Here is a 19,303-nt window from a genome sequence, read left to right as displayed (position 1 = left end):
AGGTGGAAATGCCGAAATCCCTTCTCATAGTAGAGTCGCCCGCAAAAGCCCGCACCATAAAAAAATACCTGGGCAAGAATTTTGAGGTCATGGCCTCGGTGGGGCATATCGTGGATCTGCCCCCGACCAAACTTGGGGTGGATCTGGAACATAATTTCGACCCGGCCTATCAGGTGATCAAGGGCAAGGAAAAGGTGGTCCGCGAGCTTAAAAAGGCCGCCAAAAAGGCAAACAGCATCTATCTCGCACCTGACCCGGACCGTGAGGGAGAGGCCATAGCCTGGCATATTGCCCAGGAGTTGGGCGGTTCACCGGAGGAATACAAAAGGGTTCTGTTCCACGAGCTGACCAAAAAGGCCATCAAGCAGGCGGTGGAAAACCCCAACAAGCTGGATATAAACCGGTTTGACAGCCAGCAGGCCCGCCGCATCCTGGACCGTCTGGTGGGGTATCAGATCTCGCCCATCTTGTGGGACAAGGTGAAACGGGGGTTATCAGCCGGTCGGGTGCAGTCTGTGGCCCTGCGCCTGGTGGTGGAGCGGGAAAGGGCCATACAGGCCTTTGAACCTCAAGAATACTGGACCGTCACAGCAGACCTCAAGGCAGACGAACCGCCTGTGTTCACAGCCCGCCTGGCCAAGTTCAAAGACAAAAAATTCGACCCCAAAAACGAAAAGCAGGCAGACGAAGCAGTAAAAGCGGTAAAGGAACAACCCTTTATCGTGCAAAAGGTCACCAAAAGGGAGCGCAAACAAAACCCCGCTCCGCCCTTTATCACAAGCACCCTGCAACAGGAGGCCTACCGCAAGCTGGGCTACACCCCCAAACGCACCATGGCCCTGGCCCAAAGGCTTTATGAAGGTCTGGAGACCGCCGAAGGCCAGGTTGGTCTTATCACCTACATGAGGACCGACTCCACCCGCCTGGCCGATGAGGCCTTGGCCGAAGTCAGGGATCTGATTGAAGAGAGGTTCGGCAAGGAATACGTACCGGCCAAGCCCGCGGCCTATAAATCCCGCTCAAGCGCCCAGGAGGCCCATGAGGCGATTCGGCCGACCAGTTCCTTACGTACGCCCGAATCTGTAAAAAACTATTTAAAAAGAGACGAACTGGCCCTTTACAGGCTAATCTGGAATCGCTTTGTGGCCTGCCAGATGGCCCCGGCCCGTTACGATCGCACCCAGGCGGAGATCACAGCCGGACCCGGCCTTTTCAGGGCCAGCGGGCAAATCCTTAAATTCAAGGGCTTCACCGCTGTATATGTGGAAGATAAAGACGAAAAAGGCGGAAAGAAAATCCAGATCGATAAAGACGGGCTCTTGCCTCCCCTGGCCAAGGACCAGGTGGTCGACCTGGTGGGCCTTGATCCGAAGCAGCATTTCACCCAGCCCCCGCCCCGTTTCACCGAGGCCAGCCTGGTAAGGGAGCTGGAGGAAAAGGGCATTGGCAGGCCCTCGACCTACGCCTCCATCCTCTCCACCTTGCAGGACAAGGAATATGTAACCAAATTCAAAAAACGTCATCTTATTCCTTCGCCTTTGGGCATGATCGTCACCGATCTGCTGGTGGAGAGTTTCTCCCGGGTCATGGAGGTGGATTTCACCGCCGGGCTGGAGCGGGAGCTGGATGATGTGGAGGAAGGCAAACGCAACTGGCGGGAGCTTTTAACAGACTTTTACGGACCTTTTTCCCATGCCCTGGAAAAGGCCAAGACCGAGATGCGCCAGATCAAGGGCAAAGGCATGCCCACGGATATAAAGTGCCCCACCTGCGGACAGAACATGTCCATTCGCCTGGGCAAGCATGGCGAATTTTTGGCCTGCGACGGCTATCCGGAATGCAAAACCACAAGGGATTTCACCAGGGATGACAACGGCAAAATCATCATGGCCGAGCCCCTTCCCGACCCGGGTATAAACTGCAGCGAGTGCGGGGCTCCAATGCAGGTCAAAAACGGGCCTTATGGATCTTTTCTGGCCTGTTCAGCCTATCCCAAGTGCCGCAATATCATGGAGTTGGACGAAGAGGGCAACCCCAAGGAAAAAGAAAAGCCCGAGGCCACCGGAGAAAAATGCCCCAAATGCGGCCATGAACTGGTGATCAAAAAAACCAGGGTGGGCGGCAAGTTCATTTCCTGCAGCAACTATCCCAAATGCCGCTACTCCAGGGGCATGCCCACAGGAGTCAAATGCCCGGACTGCGGTGCTGATCTGGTTGAAAAACGCTCCCGCAGGGGCAAACCCTTTTACGGCTGCGACAATTATCCCAAATGCCAGTACGCCACCTGGAACAAACCATTGCCCGAGCCCTGCCCGGACTGCAACCACCCCTTCCTGGTCTTAAAGACCACCAAGGCCGGACAAACCGTCCAGTGCCCCAACAAGGAATGCGGCTACAAAAGGGACGCAGACGAATAAAAGCCACAATTTAAATATTAAAACAAAACAAACCCCGGGCTGATTAACTATTACAGCCCCGGGTTTTATTTTTTCCAGGCAATCAAAAACTTCCCTTAGAAGGCTTCCCTGATCAGCAAAATTTCAGGCATTATCAACATTTAATTTTTCAGCAAAAAAGTCCGCTTGGATAATATATCCAAGCGGACTTTTTTAACTCAATTTAGAGGTAAAGCGTCAGTGATCTCTGGACATTCTGGTGTCCCTCACCCTTTGAGCCTTGCCTTCGGAACGCATCAGGGTCTTGGGCGGAACCAGGCGCACGCTGACGCTGATCCCTATGATGCCCTTGATCTTGGAAGAGATGTCCTTCTCCACCATGGCCACTTTTTCCGGTCCCTTTTCATAGACGCTTTTACTGGCTTCAACATCCACGTGCAGCCGGTCCAGATGACCCTGTTTTTTAATGATTATCACATATTGGGGCTCCACCTCCTTGATATCCAGCAATATGGACTCAACCTGGGAGGGAAAAACATTAACCCCCGAGATGATCATCATATCATCGTCTCGGCCCAGCACCTTTTCCATGACCAGGAAGGTGCGGCCGCAAGAACACTTTTTACGGACCAGGCGGGTTATATCCCTGGTGCGGTAGCGCAACAGCGGCATGGCCCGACGCTGGATCGAAGTAAAGACCAGTTCGCCCACCTCGCCCAAGGGCAGGGGCTCTAAAGTCAGGGGATCCACCACTTCGGCGATATAGTGGTCCTCATTTATATGCAATCCGCTGATATTGCCGGAACAACTGAAAGCCACCCCCGGTCCGCCCATCTCGGTGAGGCCGTAGACCTCATGGGCCACCAGGCCCATGCGGGATTCAATCTCCCGCTTCATTTCCTCACTCCAGGGCTCGGCCCCGAACACACCCACCGAAAGGGGGAGGTTCCTGAGATCCACACCCAGTTCCCTGGCCTTTTCGGCAATGGTCAAGGCATAGGATGGTGTGCAAAAAAGGGCCTTGGTTCCGAAATCCTTCATCAGGGTTATCTGGCGCTCAGTCATGCCCGAGGAGGCGGGCACCACAGCCGCGCTGATCCGCCTGGCGCCCTGGTGCAGACCCAGGCCGCCGGTAAAGAGCCCGTAACCATAGGCGTTTTGCACCACATCACCTGGACGGATGCCCGCGGCCCACAGGTTTCTGGCCATGCACTCAGCCCAGTTGGCCAGATCCTGTTCAGTATAGGGCCCGGTAACCGGCTTGCCGGTGGTGCCGCTGGAGGCATGTATCTGAACCACCTGGTCTTTGGGCACGGCGCAGAGCCCAAAGGGGTAGTTGTCGCGCAGGTCGGTCTTCACGGTAAAAGGAAGCAGGGCGATATCAGCCAGGGACTTGATATCCCCGGGCCGCACCCCGCGATCCTCCATTGCCTTTCTGTAAAAAGGCACTCGGTCATAGACCCATTCAACTGTTTCCTGAAGCTTGGCCAGTTGCAGAGCCTTGAGCTCTTCCTCCGGCATGGTTTCCATTTCTTGGTTCCAATAAGCTTTCATCTTATCCCCGCGCTGTCTTTTCCTTTCAGCTTTTCACCGAAAATCTCCGTTTTTCATAACCACAGGCCGATTTCATCATCACAAATCAGCGGACATCCCGATAAAAAGGCCCTGTGGCAAGCTAATTCCACCACAGAGCCTACATAGGAACAATATAATACCTGACCTCTGGGAACCGGGCCAGTTTGCGATTAAAAAAGCTTAATTACTTTGAACCGCAGCCTCATAGCCCAGCTCAAAGCACTTCATATTAGCTTCAATAAAGGATTTTTTTGTTTTAGTTTCAATTACATCCGTAAATTTTTCCTTATCGATCGGCAAGTCTCCGGCCGCGGCCAAGGCACCCAAAAGAACCATGTTGACCCCCAGTGGGTTATTGGCCTGCCTGGCCAGTTCCATGGCATCCAAAGAGACAAGTCGCCTGACTTTTTTCGAAATCAGGGAAAGCGCTTCATCCACATCCGGGTATTTACCCTGGCCAATGGCCACGGTAAAAGGCTGCACCTTGGCCGTGGAAACAATCACCAGGCTGTCACTATTGGCCTTGCGCAAAGCCCGCAAAGCCTCCAAGGGCTCAAAGGCCACCAGCACATCGGCCTCGCCGTCGCTGATTATGGTGCTTTTTGCACCCCCGATCAGGGCAGTGGATTCAACCACCCCACCCCTTTGGGCCATTCCGTGGGTTTCGCTTAAATTAAGGGGCACCCCGGCAGCCAGGGCGGCCTCGCCCAGAAGTTTGGTGGCCAGGATGTTGCCCTGTCCGCCCACACCAACAAAGAAGATCCTCTTACTATTCATATCTCAAAGGCCTCCCTATTTTTTGGGCCGGATGGCGTGCTCGGGGCATACCTGCACGCAGGTGGCGCAACCAATGCAAAGGTTGGGGTCAATATTCACCTTGCCCTGTTCCAGGAAAAAGGCCGGGCAGGCGTATTTTTCAATACAATCCCTGTGGTTTTTGCACTTTTCCTGATCCACCATGAAGACCGGCTTTTTGGTCTTTTTAAAACGGCGCAAATGCAGGGGGCAGGGCTCCCTGGAGATGATCACGCTTAAGCCGTCATAATTGACCGCCTCTTCCACAGCCGCCCTGGTCTTGGCCATGTTGGTGGGTTTAACCACCTGAACATGCTTCACGCCCAGGCCGCGCACCACGTCTTCCAGCTCAATATGGGTGAGATCAAGCCCGGCCAGGTCGGGATCCATGGCGGCCGAGGGCTGATGGCCGGTCATGGCGGTGATGCCGTTGTCCAAGATCACCAGGGTGTATTTATGATTGTTGTAAACCGCGTTGGCCAGACCGGTCATGCCTGAATGGAAAAAGGTGCTGTCGCCGATAAAGGCCACAATGGGCTTATCAGTGCCCTTGCTGATGCCGGCAGGCGAGCTGGCCGAAGCGCCCATGCAGATCACAAAATCCGTGATATTGTAAGGCGGCATGAAGCCCAGGGTGTAACAGCCGATATCGCTAGGGAAAATGGCATCTTCGCCCACGGCCTGCTTAACCGCGTAATAGGTCATGCGGTGGGGACAGCCGGGGCAGAGGTTGGGCGGCCTTTTCGGCAATTCGGGAACATCCGTCAAATCCACCGGGACCGGAGTCTTATCCTCAACCTCGAAATAGTCTGCTACGGCCTGACGCACCATGGCAGGATCATATTCCATAACCCTGCTCATGCGGCCCACGCCCTTTCCCCTGATCTTAAGGGTCAGCCCCTCTTCCTGGGCCAACACCTTTACAGCCTCCTCCAGATAAGGCTCCAGCTCCTCCACAATCAGAACCTTCTTCTTGTTCTTGAGGAAATCCTTGATCATTTCATCGGGAAGGGGATTGGTCATGGCCAGCTTAAGCACGCTCACCTTGCCGGAAAGCCCCAGGTCACCAACCGCGTCAAGGGCGTAATTAAGGCCGATGCCGCTTGCGACAATGCCCAGGTCCCCTTCGCCGATCACCTGGTTCAAGGCCGATGAATTGGATATCACCCTGGCCTTTTCCATTCTGGCCAAAACGTTTCTATGCATCTGAGGGGCGGTGGCAGGCAGGGTAACCAGATTCCAGGGGTCTTTTTTAAATTCCCCCTTGTTTTGCACAGGCCCCATTTCACCCAGTTCCACAACCCCCCTGGCATGGGCCAACCTGGTGGTGGAGCGCAGGATCACCGGCATGCCCAGTTCTTCCGAGAGTTCAAAGGCATAGACCGTAAGGTCTTTCATCTCCTGGGTTGTGGTGGGCTCCAAAAGGGGCAGGTTGCCGAACTTGGCAAAATAGCGGTTGTCCTGCTCATTCTGGCTGGAAAACATGGATGGGTCATCGGCATTATAGATGACCATGCCGCCCTTGACCCCGGTGCAGGCCAAAGTCATCATGGGGTCTGAGGCCACGTTCATGCCTACATGCTTCATGGCGGTCAGGCTGCGCAATCCGGAGACCGCAGCCCCTCCGGTGCATTCCATGGCCACCTTTTCATTGGTGGCAAACTCCATGTAAAACCCGCGTTTGTCCTTAAGGGCAAAAAGGTTGTTCGGCACCTCTGAGGAAGGGGTGCCGGGATAGCAGCTTGAAAAGGCCAATCCCGCTTCCATGGCTCCGCGCACAATGGCCTCGTTGCCAAGAAGGATCACTTTTTTACCCGGGTTGTCTGTCAGTAACTCCGACATGACACCTCCTGTCAGCTTCAGTTTGTATTTTTACAGCTCTATTTTCTTTGCATCCTCAAAGGCCCCATCACCTTGAAAAAGGGCGCAGAAGGCCTTTAAAGGTGTTTTCCCGCCTTTTAAAAAACGGGAAAACACCACGGGCAAGAGGAAGCTCTATTGAGGACTGATCTATTCCAGACTAAGGGTCACCCTCATATTGCCCTTTTCCAGGGGCTCAAAGGTGCAGGAGTATTTTTCAAGAGCCTTTAACATGGCCTTATTGTCTTCATGGACCTCCCCATATGCGGTCTTGAAACCTCGGTCCCGGGCCACTTCCACCAATTTTTCCAATATGGCTGTGCCCACGCCCTTACCTTGCCAGGGGTCTCCCACGGAAAGCCCGATCTCGACTTCGGTGGAGTCCGGGTGGCCGATCACCCGCCCCGCCCCGTAGATAAAATTCTCGTCATGGGTTTCATCCAGGGCAACCACAGCAAGTTCCCGGTCATAGTCGATCTGGGTGTAGCGGGCCAAAAGCTCCGGCGGCATGGAATCCAGGCGCTTGCCAAACCTCCAAAAGATGGAGCGGGGTGAAAAGGCCTGAAAAAGCCTTTCCATGGCCGGGCTGTCCTCCGGTTTAACCGGTCTGAGAAAGAGCTTGAGCCCCGCATCTGTGGTGCTATGGGTTTCATATTGGTTGGGATAGGGGCTTATGGTCAGATGCATGGGTGAAGGCTTGAGAGCGGGCTTTACAATCACCCTGGCGTCCAAACCCAGAGAGCCTTCCTTAAAGGCCAACATGGGGTTTACATCCAGCTCGTAAATCTCGGGGAAATCAATCAAAAGTTGGGAAAGGCGGACTAAGACCTCTTCCAAAAGCTCCATATTTGTGCCGTAGTCCCGATATCCCTTGAGCAGCCTGGAGACCTTGGTGCGGTCTATTATCCGTTTGGCCAGTAAACGATTCAAAGGGGGCAGGCCAATGGCCCTGTCCTTCATGACCTCGGCGGCTACACCGCCCATGCCAAATAGAATCACCGGCCCGAAATCCGGGTCCTGTTTGGCGCCCAGGATAATCTCCACCCCCTTTTTACTCACCATGGGTTGAACTGTAACCCCGGAGACCCTGGCATCGGGGTCATACCGTTTGGCATTTTTCATTATCTCATCAAAGGCGGCTGCAACTTCTTTGGAGTTGCGCAGGTCCAGCTTCACCCCGCCGGCATCGGTCTTGTGGGTGATATCCAGGGAATCCAGCTTCAAGACCACCGGGTAGCCCATCTGCTCAGCCTGGATAGAGGCTTCTTTGGCTGTCCCGGCCTTGCGGGTGGGAGTCACCGGTATGCCGTAGCTCTCCAAAAGGTTTTTGGATTCCGTCTCGGTGAGAAGCTGCCGATTTTCACTCAAGGTCTTCCTGATTATGGCATCGGCCCATTCCCAATCAAACAAAAGCTTTTTGGAGAGTTTGGGCGGAACCTCCCGCAGGGCCTTTAAGTTCTGGTCATAGCTGTACATATAAAGGAAGGCCCGCACCGCCCTTTCCGGAGTCTCATAGGTGGGGATGCCGTTTTTGCGGAAAATCTCCCGGCTTTCCAAGACCTCTTCACCCCCCACCCAAGAAGTAAAGACCGGAAAACGGGCCTTTTTCATGGCCTTGCACAACTCAAGGGCCTTTTCAGTAGAGGGGAACTGGGCCTGCGGGGTGGTCATGATCAAAAGGGCGTCAAACTCCTCGGCCTCGGCGCAGATCTCGGCGGTTTTGCGGAAGGTCTCGGGCGAGGCGTCGCCAAGGATATCCAGGGGGTTGCTCCTGCTCCACATGGGCGGCAAGAACTCATCCAGCTTTTTCATGGTCTCCGGCCTGATCTCAGCCGGTTCGATACCATTTAAGGCCAGATAATCCGCAGCCATGACTCCCGGGCCTCCGGCATTGGAGACAATGGCCAGGCCGGGGCCCTTGGGCCTGGGCTGCTTGGCCATGAGTTCGGCGCAGTCAAAGAGGTCTTCCACTGTATCGACCCGGACCAGGCCCGCCCTTTTAAAGGCCTCGTCATAAACATCGTCCGCACCGGCCAGGGAGCCGGTATGGCTCATGGCCGCCTTGGCTCCGGCCTGGGAGCGCCCCACCTTGAGAAGTACAATGGGTTTGATCCTGGAGACCGCCCGGGCGGCGCTCATGAATTTACGGTGGTTGGTGACGGATTCCACGTAAAGGAGAATGGCGCTGGTGTTGGGGTCATTGCCCAGATAGTCGATAACATCACCGAAATCGGCATCAAGCATTGATCCGATGCTGACAAAATGGCTGAAACCTATCTTTTGGGTGTGGGCGTAATCCAAAACCGCGGTGCAGGTGGCCCCGCTCTGGGAAACAAAAGCCAGGCTGCCGGGTCTGGGCATGATATGGGCAAAACTGGCGTTCATTTTGGCCGGAGAGCTTACGATCCCCACGCAGTTGGGGCCCACTATACGCACTCCGCCCTCCCTGGCCTTGGCCAGGATCTCGACTTCAATGCGCTCTCCCTCTTCACCGGCCTCCTTGCCGCCTCCGCTGATGATAATCACCCCGCCGATGCCTAATCTTGCGCATTCCTCAACCACCATCGGCGCAAACTTGATGGCTATCACAATAACCGCAAGGTCAATGGGCTCGCCCACAGCCGAGAGGTTGGGATAGGCTTTTTGGCCCAGAATTTCATTTTTTTTGGGATTTATGGGATAAACCCGGCCGGCGAAACCGCCGGCCTTAAGATTCTCCAGAAGCGAACGCCCGATGCTGCCCGGACGGTCACTTGCACCCACCACGGCTATGGAAGTGGGTTCAAAGATTTTTTCCAGATTGTATAGACTCACTTTTTCCTGCCTTGCCAATTGAGTTAAACCCAGTTAGACCGATCAAGGCAAGCCTGGTGATATGCCGGTTAAGAGCCCTTTTTTTAAAGGCTTTATTTCCTGGCAGAGGGCTTTGGAGCGGCTCCCTTGAACCGGGGTTCCATGTGGTGCCCCATAAAGCTGGATATTTCGCCCGCGGTGTCCATAACCATTTGGGCGTATTCCTCATGCTTCTCCCCATTCAGCAAATGGGGCGGACCATTCAAGCTGACCGCGCCAACAACCTTGCAGCCAGGGGCCCAGATAGGAGCTCCGATACTGGCCAGATGCATCAGAAGCTCCTGGCTGGTAACGGCATACCCCCGTTCTCTGCTCAGCCTGAGCTCAGTCCACAAGGCCTTTTCATCGACTATGGTCTTACTTGTATATTGTACCAATTCCACATGGTTTAAGTATTCTTGGACTTCTTCTTCAGGTAGATGCGCCAAAATGGCCCGGCCAAGCGAAGAGCAATAAACCGGGACCACGGGACGAGCGGCGGAGCCACCTTCCAAAGGCTGAGTGCTTAAGGTGACCACAATGGCATCACGCTCAAGGACACCAACCCGGCCCACCAGATCGGTCTCCCTGGCCAAGTAGCCCACTGGCATGGAAGCCTTTTGATTGATATCCATGGTCGCGGTCTGAATGGCCCCAAGTTCATGGAGTTTCAGGCCCAGAGTGTATTTCCGGCTGTTCGGGGCCTGGGCCAGAAACCCCACTTCTTCCAAAGAACTCACCAGTCCGTGAACCGTACCCAAAGGTAGACCCAGCTCCTTGGCAATATCGCTGACCCTTAGCCTGGCCTGGGAATAACTGAACAAAGAGAGAATATGCGCTGCGCGTTGTATGGACTGATTGGCCACAAAAAATCCTTTCTCGTATCTATTTCGACATATACACCATTACTAATAATAAAGTCAATAAATCTGATTTTTATTCGAAAGAATATCGCAAATCATTATACTGTCAATTAAACCGAACCTACCCTTCCAACTTCTAAGACTACACATACTGACGTATATTTTGCTCGTACATTTGTAGCTTTTACTAATTTTTTCATCAATATTCTCGTTTTTTCAAAAAATACGCCCTAAAATTATGCATCAAGCAGGATATTTGCTCCTATAACTATCCGGTATTAATTTAGCAGAAAACAAACTTGCTTCGACATTATCGAATACACACCACTTTTATAGATTTTTTCTTTTTTCAAAAACCGCAAAAACTGGGCACTAAAAAGTATTTCTTTTTAAAAAAAACAGACCTATTCCCCAATTTTATCCATTAATGCTCTTTTTAAGAGGCAAACCAGGTATTGGCGAAAGTAGTTTAGGTTTAATATTCCCTAAAAAAACAAAAGGCCGAAGAAAATATCTCCGGCCTTGTCTGACGCTCGTATTTTATAAAGAGGAGAATCTTAACGGATAACCACAAAGGCGTAATAAGCCTGATTGGGACCTAAATCAGGAGTAACCTCTTTTGTGTCAACATATAATTTGGCATCCCAGGAACGCAGCATCTGCCCCACCTGAACCGCCTGACTGGAGGAGCTGGTGGCGTAGACCAACTTCATGGCCGCCCATTTTAATTTACCGTTAAGGGAATCAAAAGTTTCGGAAGGGCATCTGGTGATGCCTATACGGATATTCTTGGAATTGAAGTTAAGTTCGCCGATGCGGCGGGTGAGACGATCGATCACCTTACCAGGTGGGCCAATGGTAATCTCGGTATAATCAAGCGGCATTTCAGGACCTCCTCTTTTCGAAAGTCCGGTGTTTGAATAAGTTCCACTTAATTGAATAATACCACTAGAAGGCCGTTATTTTGAGCCCAAAAAAAGAACGAACTGTCCCTATCCTCTTCCCAGAAGAGGCTGAACAGTTCATCTGGTTTTGAATCTAAGCCGGACCACCCCTAGGCGGCCCGGCAATTTATAAACTATTTAAGCTACTTCGCTTTTTTTACCATTACTAATTGCTCCCACGATGGCCAAAGCCTCTTCCCTGTAGGCATCCATGATGAAAGGCAACTTGGTGACCTTGACGCATTCGTCAGTCAGGCAAGCCAGGTCTTTCCTGGACATATGGGAGACATTCCATTTACGGGCCCCGGCCATGAGCTGCTGCAGACCAACCCTTAATTTTTCACCGGCAGAGTAAATGCCCACAGCTCCCAGGGGAATCTGATCAATGTCTTTACCGAATCTATCGCGCAACTCTTCGTAGCAGACAAAAATCTCTTCTTTGCTTGCGCCATACTTGGAAACCGTGCTCGGCAGGCCGCCGTCTTCGCCCTTCATCCAACGTTCGATGTTCTTGCCCACCATGCCGGGGATCATAAGGGCGCGGCCCATGCAAACCGCCTTGGTGTAGGGAGCGCCAAGGGATAGAGCCTTGAAGATATGATCTTCACTGGAGAAACCTCCGGCAAAGGCGATATCCGGCACCCAGGCGCCCATGGCGTCCAGGCGCTGGCACAACTCGAGGGCCATGGAGTGCAGATAAATAGCGGGCACGCCCCATTCGCACATCATACGCCAGGGGCTCATGCCGGTTCCGCCGGGAGCGCCGTCAATGGTCAAAAGGTCTATCTTGGCATCGGAACTCCAACGGATGGCCATAGCCAGCTCACGCATGGGATAAGCGCCGGTCTTCAAGGTAATGCGCTTGGCGCCCAGGCTGCGCAGACGCTCAACCTCGGCCATGAAACTTTCCTGGTCCACAAAACCCAGGCGGGAATGGCGCTCGAACTCCTTTATGGCCCCGGCTTTGAAGGCTTCCTGTATAGCCGCGCTCTCCGGGTCCGGAGTAACGATGTAGCCCCGCTTTTTAAGCTCTAAAGCGCGATTAAGGTCATGAACCTTGATCTCGCCGCCTATGCATTTAGCGCCCTGGCCCCATTTCAGCTCGATCGTCTCCACGCCGAGTTTTTCGATTACATACTCGGCCACGCCCAAACGGGTGTCTTCCACATTGAGCTGGACCATGATGTCCCCATAGCCCTCGTGGAATCTACGGTAACTCTCCACCCTGCGGCGCATATCCGGAGACTCGATCACCTTGCCTTTATCATTTAACTCCAGGCCGGGGTCAATACCGCAGACGTTTTCACCACAGACCAGGCTGATGCCGGTTATGGCGGCGCCAACTGCAAAGTGTTCCCAGTTCTTCCTGGCGATCTCGGTGGAACCCAAAGCGCCGGTGAACATGGGGATTTTCATCTTGACCTTCTCAGCCACACCATAGGAGGTCTCAGTGCTGACCGCCGGGAAGGTGGCCTTGTCCGGATCTGCCTCCATCCCCTCTGCGCCCATGGCGTAACCAAGAATCTGCAAATGCGAATAGTCAACCGGATAGTCTTTGTCTGCACCAGCGGTTATCTCACCAAAGGGGGTGGGATAAAGCAATTCACGGGAACGGAAGGTTGCGTTGAACATGTCGCAATTACCCTTGCAGCCATCCACACAGCGAGAGCAGATGCCTGATTGGGGTGCAACGCTTCTGGACCGATTTTTGGTCTGAAGTGCTTCGTTGGCATTGGGCCGGTGCAGATTCATGGTGACCTCCTTGATCTATATGAAAAGCTCGCCTGAAATTGTCTTAATCGGCAAGCTTCAGCTAAAGTCTTACTTAATGGCAACTGTTGCCTTTATCCTTTTTTTCTTCCCTTTTGTCAAGTCACCCCACCGTAGACGCGTTTTTCCTATAACTAACTGATTATAAAAACTATTTCTTATTTTTTCAGTTTTTTCCCTTAAAATCATCCAACATACTAAAAGGTCCTTTAAGAACATAATTGCGGCAATATTGCCGAATATTCTCGGTTTCTGAAGTATCTTTTCCTGCAAGAGTTCAGGCTATTAGTAAGGTTTAATTTTTTTGATTTTTACTTAAAAAAAATGTCATTTCAGGGCAAAACACCCCAAAATGACATCTACAAAACAAGGCAAGTTTAGCAATTTTTACAAAATCAGTCTATTTCCAACCAAAAAATCTTGGCCTCATCAAGACCTGGGTTATTCCAGGCAGTAGGTTTTTCAGTGGTAAAGTAAAGAGTGTCTCCCGCTTGGGCGAACTGCACCACGCCGTTTATAATGAATTCCAGCTCCCCTTCCAGCACATAGCCCAACTCAGCACCGTTATGGTGCAAAAAATGGCTCATCAAGCGTTTTCCCGGCCGGAAATTCAGAAAATATGGTTTGGCCTTGGCCCCAATTCGCGGCGGCAAAAGAGCCTTGGCCTGTAAAATATCGCCAGGCGCTTCGGCCAAATGGATTTCTTTGGCTTCATTGGAGGAGAAAACCACCTCTCCGCCCAATCCGTAGTGAGACCTGAAGAAATAGCCCACCTCAACCCCTAACATCTCGGCTATCTTGATCAAGGCGGGTATGGAAGGATGAATGAGGTTGCTCTCCACCTGGCTTATATTGCTGGCCGTAACCCCTATCATTCTGGCAAGTTCGGATTGGCTGAGCCCTCGTTTGGCCCTTAGGTTCTTTATTTCCGTACCCAAAGCCAGAGGACTTGCCCCCCCCTGGTTGTCCAGGAGCACCTCAATTCCCCTGGTCCAATATACCTGGGGTTTGTAAAGCACTGCATCCGGCCTGCCTTCGGCCTTTAACACCGAAAGGCTGGTGGTGCCTCTTTTTATGGAAAGATCTATTACAACCTGGGCGATCTGATTGATCTGGGCCTTTAATTTTTCTGAATGAGCCTTTTTTTCCATCACCCAATAGGCAAGGGTCATCAACTCATAAAGACGGGGGCAGGCATGGGAATAAAGCTTGATTATCTGCTCTTCCCCTCCCCAGACCTCCTGCATGCCGGTGAGGCTTTCAAATACAAACCGCACATCCCCTTCCATCTGGCCATGCAGATCATAAAGGGCTTTTTGAAAGGCCTCCGGGTCGGTCGGGTTTTCCACCAAGACCAGGCGGCAACTTAAATCCGTGGGCATCTCCCGGTAAAATTGCAAAAACACGTCACTGCCCGCGCCCTTACCCCAGGTAAAACAATCCATGATGGTAAGATGAGGGTTGCTGGTCAAAGGCCCCAACTTGGCAAGCAGATTCTTAGGCGAGCGGTCAAAGCAAACGTATATCAAAGGCCGTTTATTGCGTTGGGAATTTACCACCAGGTTTTGGCAGAAAACCCAGGCCAGGGAACCGGCATCGTCATACCAAATGACATTGTCACCCAGGTAAAAACCATCTAAAAGGCGGTCTAGTTCTTCTATACCGGAAGAAACTCTTGCTGCTTCGTCCATGGCCGGCTCCTTTACGGCTTAATACTTGTGAGGCTGTCGAAAACAGCCCGAAAAGCGGGTCACGGCCCACGCCGCATATACTATCCCACTGAATTAATGTTATTTAGCAATCGTTAAAAGTGAAGGAGGTCGCCAAAGTCCCGGCTTTCACCAACCGGGATCTGACCAAGCCCAGTTGGCTTTGCCAGCGGTCTGATTACATTATGCCTTATTCCGACTCTCTTCTGATACGTGCACCCACAGTTGTCAATTTCTGGTCTATACGCTCATATCCCCGGTCAAGGTGATACACTCGGCTCACGTGGGTTTCTCCTTCTGCCGCCAGGGCCGCCAGAACCAAGCAGGCGGATGCCCTCAGATCCGTGGCCATAACCGGAGCTCCGGTAAGGTTGCGCACTCCACGCACCACGGCTGTAGACCCGGTAACCTCTACACTAGCGCCCATCCGCTTCAGTTCAGCAGTGTGCATCATGCGATTTTCAAAAATTGTTTCCTGCACCACCGCACTTCCGTTACTCATGGTCATAAAGGCCATGAACTGAGCCTGCATATCCGTGGGGAACCCCGGGTAGGGGCCTGTTATAACACTAACCGGCTTGGGGGCCCTGCGGGCGCTGACCACAACTCCCTGGGCCGTACGCTGGAACCTGACACCCGCTTCTTTCAGCTTTCCGACCACGCTGGTCAGATGCTCCATGGGCGCGTCTTTGAGGGTCAGCTCCCCTTTGGTTATGGCCGCAGCCACCATATAGGTCCCCGCTTCAATACGGTCGGCCATCACCGCATGATCCAGAGGGGCCATCTCATCCACGCCCTTAATCTCCAAAGTGGCGGTGCCTGCGCCCTGAATGCGGGCTCCGGCGGCGTTCAAGGCGCGGGCCAGATCCACGACTTCAGGCTCTCTGGCGGCATTTCTGATTATGGTGGTCCCCTTGGCCAGACAGGCTGCCATCAGGATATTTTCGGTCCCGGTGACGGTTACCATGTCCATGGTGATCTCAGCCCCTTTGAGCCTCTTGGCAGTGGCCATGACATAGCCGCTCTCCAGGTCGATCTTGGCCCCCATGGCGGCCAAAGCCTTCAGGTGCTGATCAATGGGTCTTGCGCCTATGGCGCATCCCCCGGGCAGGGAGACCCTGGCCTTGCCTCTGGCTGCCACAAGCGGGCCCAGGGCCAACACCGAAGCCCTCATGGTCTTCACGAGTTTATAAGGGCATTCGTAACCCTCTGCACCTACTGTATCAAGCACCAATTCATCGTTTTTTTTGGTAACCGTTACCCCCAGAGTGGCCAAAAGGCGGCCCATGGTTCCCACATCCGCCAATTTGGGTACATTACGCAGGCGGTTTCTTCCCTTGCTTAACAATGTGGCGCACATAAGGGGCAAAGTGGCATTTTTGGCCCCACTTATCTTCACCCTGCCAACCAGGGGCACTCCACCTTGCACTACCAGCTTATCCATAGTCTTTCCTCTGGCAGGCCAACACCCTGGGGATGCCGGCGAGATCATTCACAGTTTCCGAGCTTTCATAAGCGCCTGAGGTTCTGCAGAGGGCCAGGGCCTTTTCAGCCTGTCCCTGACCCATCTCAATAAGCAGCCATCCCTGGGGGCGTAAGAATGTGGCCGCTCCCTTAATTATACGCTCAATTACAGCCAACCCATGTCTTTCAGCGGCCAGGGCCAGGCGAGGTTCATAGTCCCGCACCTGGGGAGACAATTCCTGCCATTCCCTTTCGCTGACATAAGGCGGATTGGCTGTGATCAATTCAAAAAATCCCTGCCCCGGGTCGACCGGCTGGAAAAGGTCTCCTTTCAAAAAAGAGACTCTGTCTGTAAAACCAAATTCACCGGCATTCAACTGGGCGTATTCCAAGGCCTCTGGGGAAAGATCCACCCCCAAGACCGTGGCGTTTTCGACTTCAGAGGCCAAGGCCAGGGCTACAGCGCCGCTTCCGGTGCAGAGATCCAAAATTTGCGGGGCGGGAACGCCTTCCAGACATTCCAAGGCCTTTTCAACCAGGTGCTCAGTCTCGGGCCGGGGGATCAAAACCCCTGGCCCCACTTTGAATTCAAGGCCGTAAAATTCCCTTTGCCCCAGAATATAGGCCATGGGTTCGTGGATGCGGCGGCGTAACAGAAGGGCCTTGAATCCGGCCAGCTCCGCCTCTGTAAGAGGCTGGTCAAAACGCAGATACAGATCCACCCTTTGACAGTTGAGCACTTTGGCCAGCATCAACTCGGCTGAAAGCCTGGGGGATTCCACTTTATATTTGGCAAGATAGTCCGTGGCCCAGGATGTGAGCCCGGTTATAGTCCAGGATTGAGGTTTGGAATTAGTGGTCACTTCTGCTCAAGTCTCTCCGGCAAAAGAAGATTCCGATGTCTTAAAAATACCCCGAAAAGACCCTGCCCACTATTTTAAAAGGTGCTTGTTTGGGCGAGGCTCCCGGTGAAACCGACCGGGAGCGCCTATATTAAAACGTAGTGGCCTCTTTAAGGGCTTCAGCCTGGAAATGAGCGGCCAAGGGCGGGAGCAGGTCGGACATCTCTCCGTCCAGGATGTTTTCCAATTGATATAAGGTCAGGTTGATGCGATGGTCGCTGACCCGGCCCTGGGGAAAGTTGTAGGTGCGAATCCGCTCGGAGCGGTCACCGGACCCTACCTGGCTTTTACGGGCCGCAGCCTGGTCGTCATGCTGTTCCTGGGTCATTTTGTCTAAAAGCCGGGCCTTGAGCACTTTCATGGCCTTGGCCTTATTTTTGATCTGGCTTTTCTCATCCTGGCAACTGACGACCAGCCCGGTGGGCAAATGGGTGAGTCTGACCGCGGATTCGGTCTTATTCACATGCTGACCGCCGGGACCGGAGGCACGGAAAACATCAAGCCTGATATCGTCCGGCTTGATATCCACTTCCACGTCCTCGGCCTCAGGCAACACCGCCACCGTAACGGCAGAGGTGTGAATCCTGCCCTGACTTTCGGTGACCGGAACCCTCTGAACCCTGTGGACACCGGATTCGTACTTAAGCTTGCTGTAGGCGCCCTTACCGGAAATCATGACGCAAACTTCCTTAAAACCGCCGCCTGCGGTCACATGCTCGCTCATGATCTCGGTCTTCCAGTTGTTGCGTTCGCCAAAACGTAAATACATACGCAAGAGGTCGGCAGCAAACAAGGCGGCCTCATCACCACCGGTGCCAGCCCTGATCTCAAGAATGACGTTTTTGTCGTCATTGGGATCTTTGGGCAACAGAAGAATTTGGATTTTATCTTCCAGCTCTATACGTTGGGCTTCCTGCTCTTCAACTTCGACCTGTGCCAATTCGGCCATCTCAGGGTCGTCATCTTTCATGAGCTCCCGATTCTCAACCAACTGTTCGCTGACCTCCTGGTAGGTGCGATAGGCATCGACCAGGGAAGAAAGGTCCGAATGTTCCTTGGCGGTCTTTTGGTAGACTTCCTGGTCCGCCAAAACTTCGGGCTCGGCCAAACGGTTTTCCAAGGCCTGGTAACGTTCCTCGACCTCGTCCAGTTTTCTGAGCAATAAATCACTTAAGCTCATGTGTACAATTCTCAAATATGTTGATGAGTTAAAGGACGCAGGTGCTGGCGGCGTCACTGTCCGGCGTGCCGGTGGCGGCCTTAAGGGCCTCCAAGGCGATCTCAAGCTGGTCGTCTGTGGGCTCGTTGGTGGTCAGACGCTGCATCTGCAGCCCCGGCCATAAAAGCACACCCCAGATCCCCTTGCCCATATGTTTTCCCGCTTTACGGATAACCTCATAAGATAAACCGGCAATAGGCAGCATCAGAAAAATTTTTAAAAGAATCTGAAGCACCTGATTAAGCCAGCCCGCCTCGGCCATCCTGGGCAAAAAGGGAAAAACCAGGGTAAAGCACATGATGGAGAGCAAAAGCACGACCAGTAAAAAGGCGGTCCCGCACCTTGGATGCAAGCAGGAGAAACCCTTGGCGTTTTCCACTTCCAAAGGTAGGCCCGCTTCCAGGCAATGGATGGACTTGTGCTCTGCGCCGTGATACATGAAGACCCGTTTAATCTCACTCATTCGCGAGATCAGCCAAATATAGCCGACAAACAGGCCCATTTTTATTGCACCGTCTGTGATATGGAACCACACGCTTTCCACATCAAAGCCGAAAGCCGAAAGACTGCCCAACCAAAGGGATATAAGGTGCGGCACGGCCACAAAAAGGCCCAACCCCGCCAACAGGGCAAGCGTCATGGTGAGGGCCATGGTCCAGGGGCCCATTTCCCCGTCTTCTTCTTCCAGGGCTTCCTGGGCGGAAAAAGAGAGGGCCCGCATTCCCAGAACCAAGGTCTCTCCCAGTACTACAGGTCCTCTTAAAAAGGGGTAACCTAGAAACGGCATACCTTCAGCCAAAGGGCGAAACGGTTCATTCTTAACCAAAATTTCGCCCGACGGCTTACGCACCGCAACACAGAGCCGTTTAGGGGCCTTCATCATGACCCCTTCAATAACGGCCTGTCCGCCTACCGGCTGGGGATTCATCCGCTCTCCTAAGTATAAAGCCCTTAGCCCTGATTCTCAGCTTCGG

13 protein-coding genes are annotated in these 19,303 nt (G+C 53.1%); 1 reads left to right on the top strand and 12 read right to left on the bottom strand.

Annotated features, from left to right (window positions below):
• Positions 1-8 precede the first annotated feature (8 nt).
• Entirely contained in the window at positions 9-2,417 is a 2,409-nt protein-coding gene (gene topA / locus X474_RS01085; protein ID WP_044346183.1) for a type I DNA topoisomerase, read from the top strand.
• A 216-nt stretch (positions 2,418-2,633) separates the two neighbouring features.
• On the opposite strand, the gene X474_RS01080 is transcribed toward topA, so the two are convergent.
• From X474_RS01080 to X474_RS01025, 12 genes are all read right to left on the bottom strand, one after another.
• Positions 2,634-3,950 (bottom strand): phenylacetate--CoA ligase family protein, encoded by a 1,317-nt coding sequence (locus X474_RS01080; RefSeq protein WP_044346182.1) that lies wholly within the window; start codon positions 3,948-3,950, stop codon positions 2,634-2,636.
• Positions 3,951-4,151: 201 nt separating this feature from the next.
• Entirely contained in the window at positions 4,152-4,748 is a 597-nt protein-coding gene (locus X474_RS01075; protein ID WP_044346181.1) for an indolepyruvate oxidoreductase subunit beta, read from the bottom strand.
• Between the two features lie 15 nt (positions 4,749-4,763).
• Positions 4,764-6,608: an indolepyruvate ferredoxin oxidoreductase subunit alpha gene (iorA, locus tag X474_RS01070; protein ID WP_044346180.1), complete on the bottom strand. Its 1,845-nt coding sequence runs from the start codon at positions 6,606-6,608 to the stop codon at positions 4,764-4,766.
• A 168-nt stretch (positions 6,609-6,776) separates the two neighbouring features.
• Positions 6,777-9,440 (bottom strand): bifunctional acetate--CoA ligase family protein/GNAT family N-acetyltransferase, encoded by a 2,664-nt coding sequence (locus X474_RS01065; RefSeq protein ID WP_044346179.1) that lies wholly within the window; start codon positions 9,438-9,440, stop codon positions 6,777-6,779.
• A 92-nt stretch (positions 9,441-9,532) separates the two neighbouring features.
• The gene (locus X474_RS01060) at positions 9,533-10,324 is read right to left on the bottom strand and encodes an IclR family transcriptional regulator (RefSeq protein WP_044346178.1); all 792 of its coding nucleotides are present in this window, start codon (positions 10,322-10,324) and stop codon (positions 9,533-9,535) included.
• A 554-nt stretch (positions 10,325-10,878) separates the two neighbouring features.
• Positions 10,879-11,205, bottom strand: coding sequence for a hypothetical protein (locus X474_RS01055; RefSeq protein WP_044346177.1), 327 nt, complete (start codon positions 11,203-11,205; stop codon positions 10,879-10,881).
• Between the two features lie 198 nt (positions 11,206-11,403).
• Positions 11,404-13,017, bottom strand: a complete 1,614-nt coding sequence (locus X474_RS01050; RefSeq protein ID WP_044346176.1) for an FMN-binding glutamate synthase family protein — start codon at positions 13,015-13,017, stop codon at positions 11,404-11,406.
• 413 nt (positions 13,018-13,430) lie between these two features.
• Complete coding sequence (locus X474_RS01045; protein WP_044346175.1) at positions 13,431-14,726, bottom strand: helix-turn-helix domain-containing protein; 1,296 nt, start codon at positions 14,724-14,726, stop codon at positions 13,431-13,433.
• A gap of 208 nt (positions 14,727-14,934) precedes the next feature.
• A complete protein-coding gene (murA, locus tag X474_RS01040; RefSeq protein ID WP_044346174.1) occupies positions 14,935-16,188 on the bottom strand; it encodes a UDP-N-acetylglucosamine 1-carboxyvinyltransferase in 1,254 nt (417 codons plus the stop codon).
• Positions 16,181-17,071: a peptide chain release factor N(5)-glutamine methyltransferase gene (prmC, locus tag X474_RS01035; protein ID WP_044346173.1), complete on the bottom strand. Its 891-nt coding sequence runs from the start codon at positions 17,069-17,071 to the stop codon at positions 16,181-16,183. The genes murA and prmC overlap by 8 nt, the downstream gene beginning before the upstream one ends.
• A gap of 130 nt (positions 17,072-17,201) precedes the next feature.
• The gene (gene prfA, locus X474_RS01030) at positions 17,202-18,272 is read right to left on the bottom strand and encodes a peptide chain release factor 1 (RefSeq protein ID WP_156360568.1); all 1,071 of its coding nucleotides are present in this window, start codon (positions 18,270-18,272) and stop codon (positions 17,202-17,204) included.
• A 46-nt stretch (positions 18,273-18,318) separates the two neighbouring features.
• Positions 18,319-19,257, bottom strand: a complete 939-nt coding sequence (locus tag X474_RS01025) for a DUF1385 domain-containing protein (protein ID WP_044346171.1) — start codon at positions 19,255-19,257, stop codon at positions 18,319-18,321.
• Positions 19,258-19,303: the final 46 nt, after the last annotated feature.

It is taken from the genome of Dethiosulfatarculus sandiegensis (genome assembly GCF_000931935.2).
Classification (GTDB): Bacteria; Desulfobacterota; Desulfarculia; order Desulfarculales; family Desulfarculaceae; genus Dethiosulfatarculus; species Dethiosulfatarculus sandiegensis.
Note: the sequence above shows the minus strand (reverse complement) of the source record. Positions and strands in the feature narration are given on the sequence as shown.

Excerpts from the sequence above, each read along its gene's own strand:
- topA (WP_044346183.1), top strand. The coding sequence starts at position 9 with ATGCCGAAATCCCTTCTCATAGTAGAGTCGCCCGCAAAAGCCCGCACC.
- X474_RS01080 (WP_044346182.1), bottom strand. The coding sequence starts at position 3,950 with ATGAAAGCTTATTGGAACCAAGAAATGGAAACCATGCCGGAGGAAGAG.
- X474_RS01075 (WP_044346181.1), bottom strand. The coding sequence starts at position 4,748 with ATGAATAGTAAGAGGATCTTCTTTGTTGGTGTGGGCGGACAGGGCAAC.
- iorA (WP_044346180.1), bottom strand. The coding sequence starts at position 6,608 with ATGTCGGAGTTACTGACAGACAACCCGGGTAAAAAAGTGATCCTTCTT.
- X474_RS01055 (WP_044346177.1), bottom strand. The coding sequence starts at position 11,205 with ATGCCGCTTGATTATACCGAGATTACCATTGGCCCACCTGGTAAGGTG.
- X474_RS01050 (WP_044346176.1), bottom strand. The coding sequence starts at position 13,017 with ATGAATCTGCACCGGCCCAATGCCAACGAAGCACTTCAGACCAAAAAT.
- X474_RS01045 (WP_044346175.1), bottom strand. The coding sequence starts at position 14,726 with ATGGACGAAGCAGCAAGAGTTTCTTCCGGTATAGAAGAACTAGACCGC.
- murA (WP_044346174.1), bottom strand. The coding sequence starts at position 16,188 with ATGGATAAGCTGGTAGTGCAAGGTGGAGTGCCCCTGGTTGGCAGGGTG.
- X474_RS01025 (WP_044346171.1), bottom strand. The coding sequence starts at position 19,257 with ATGAATCCCCAGCCGGTAGGCGGACAGGCCGTTATTGAAGGGGTCATG.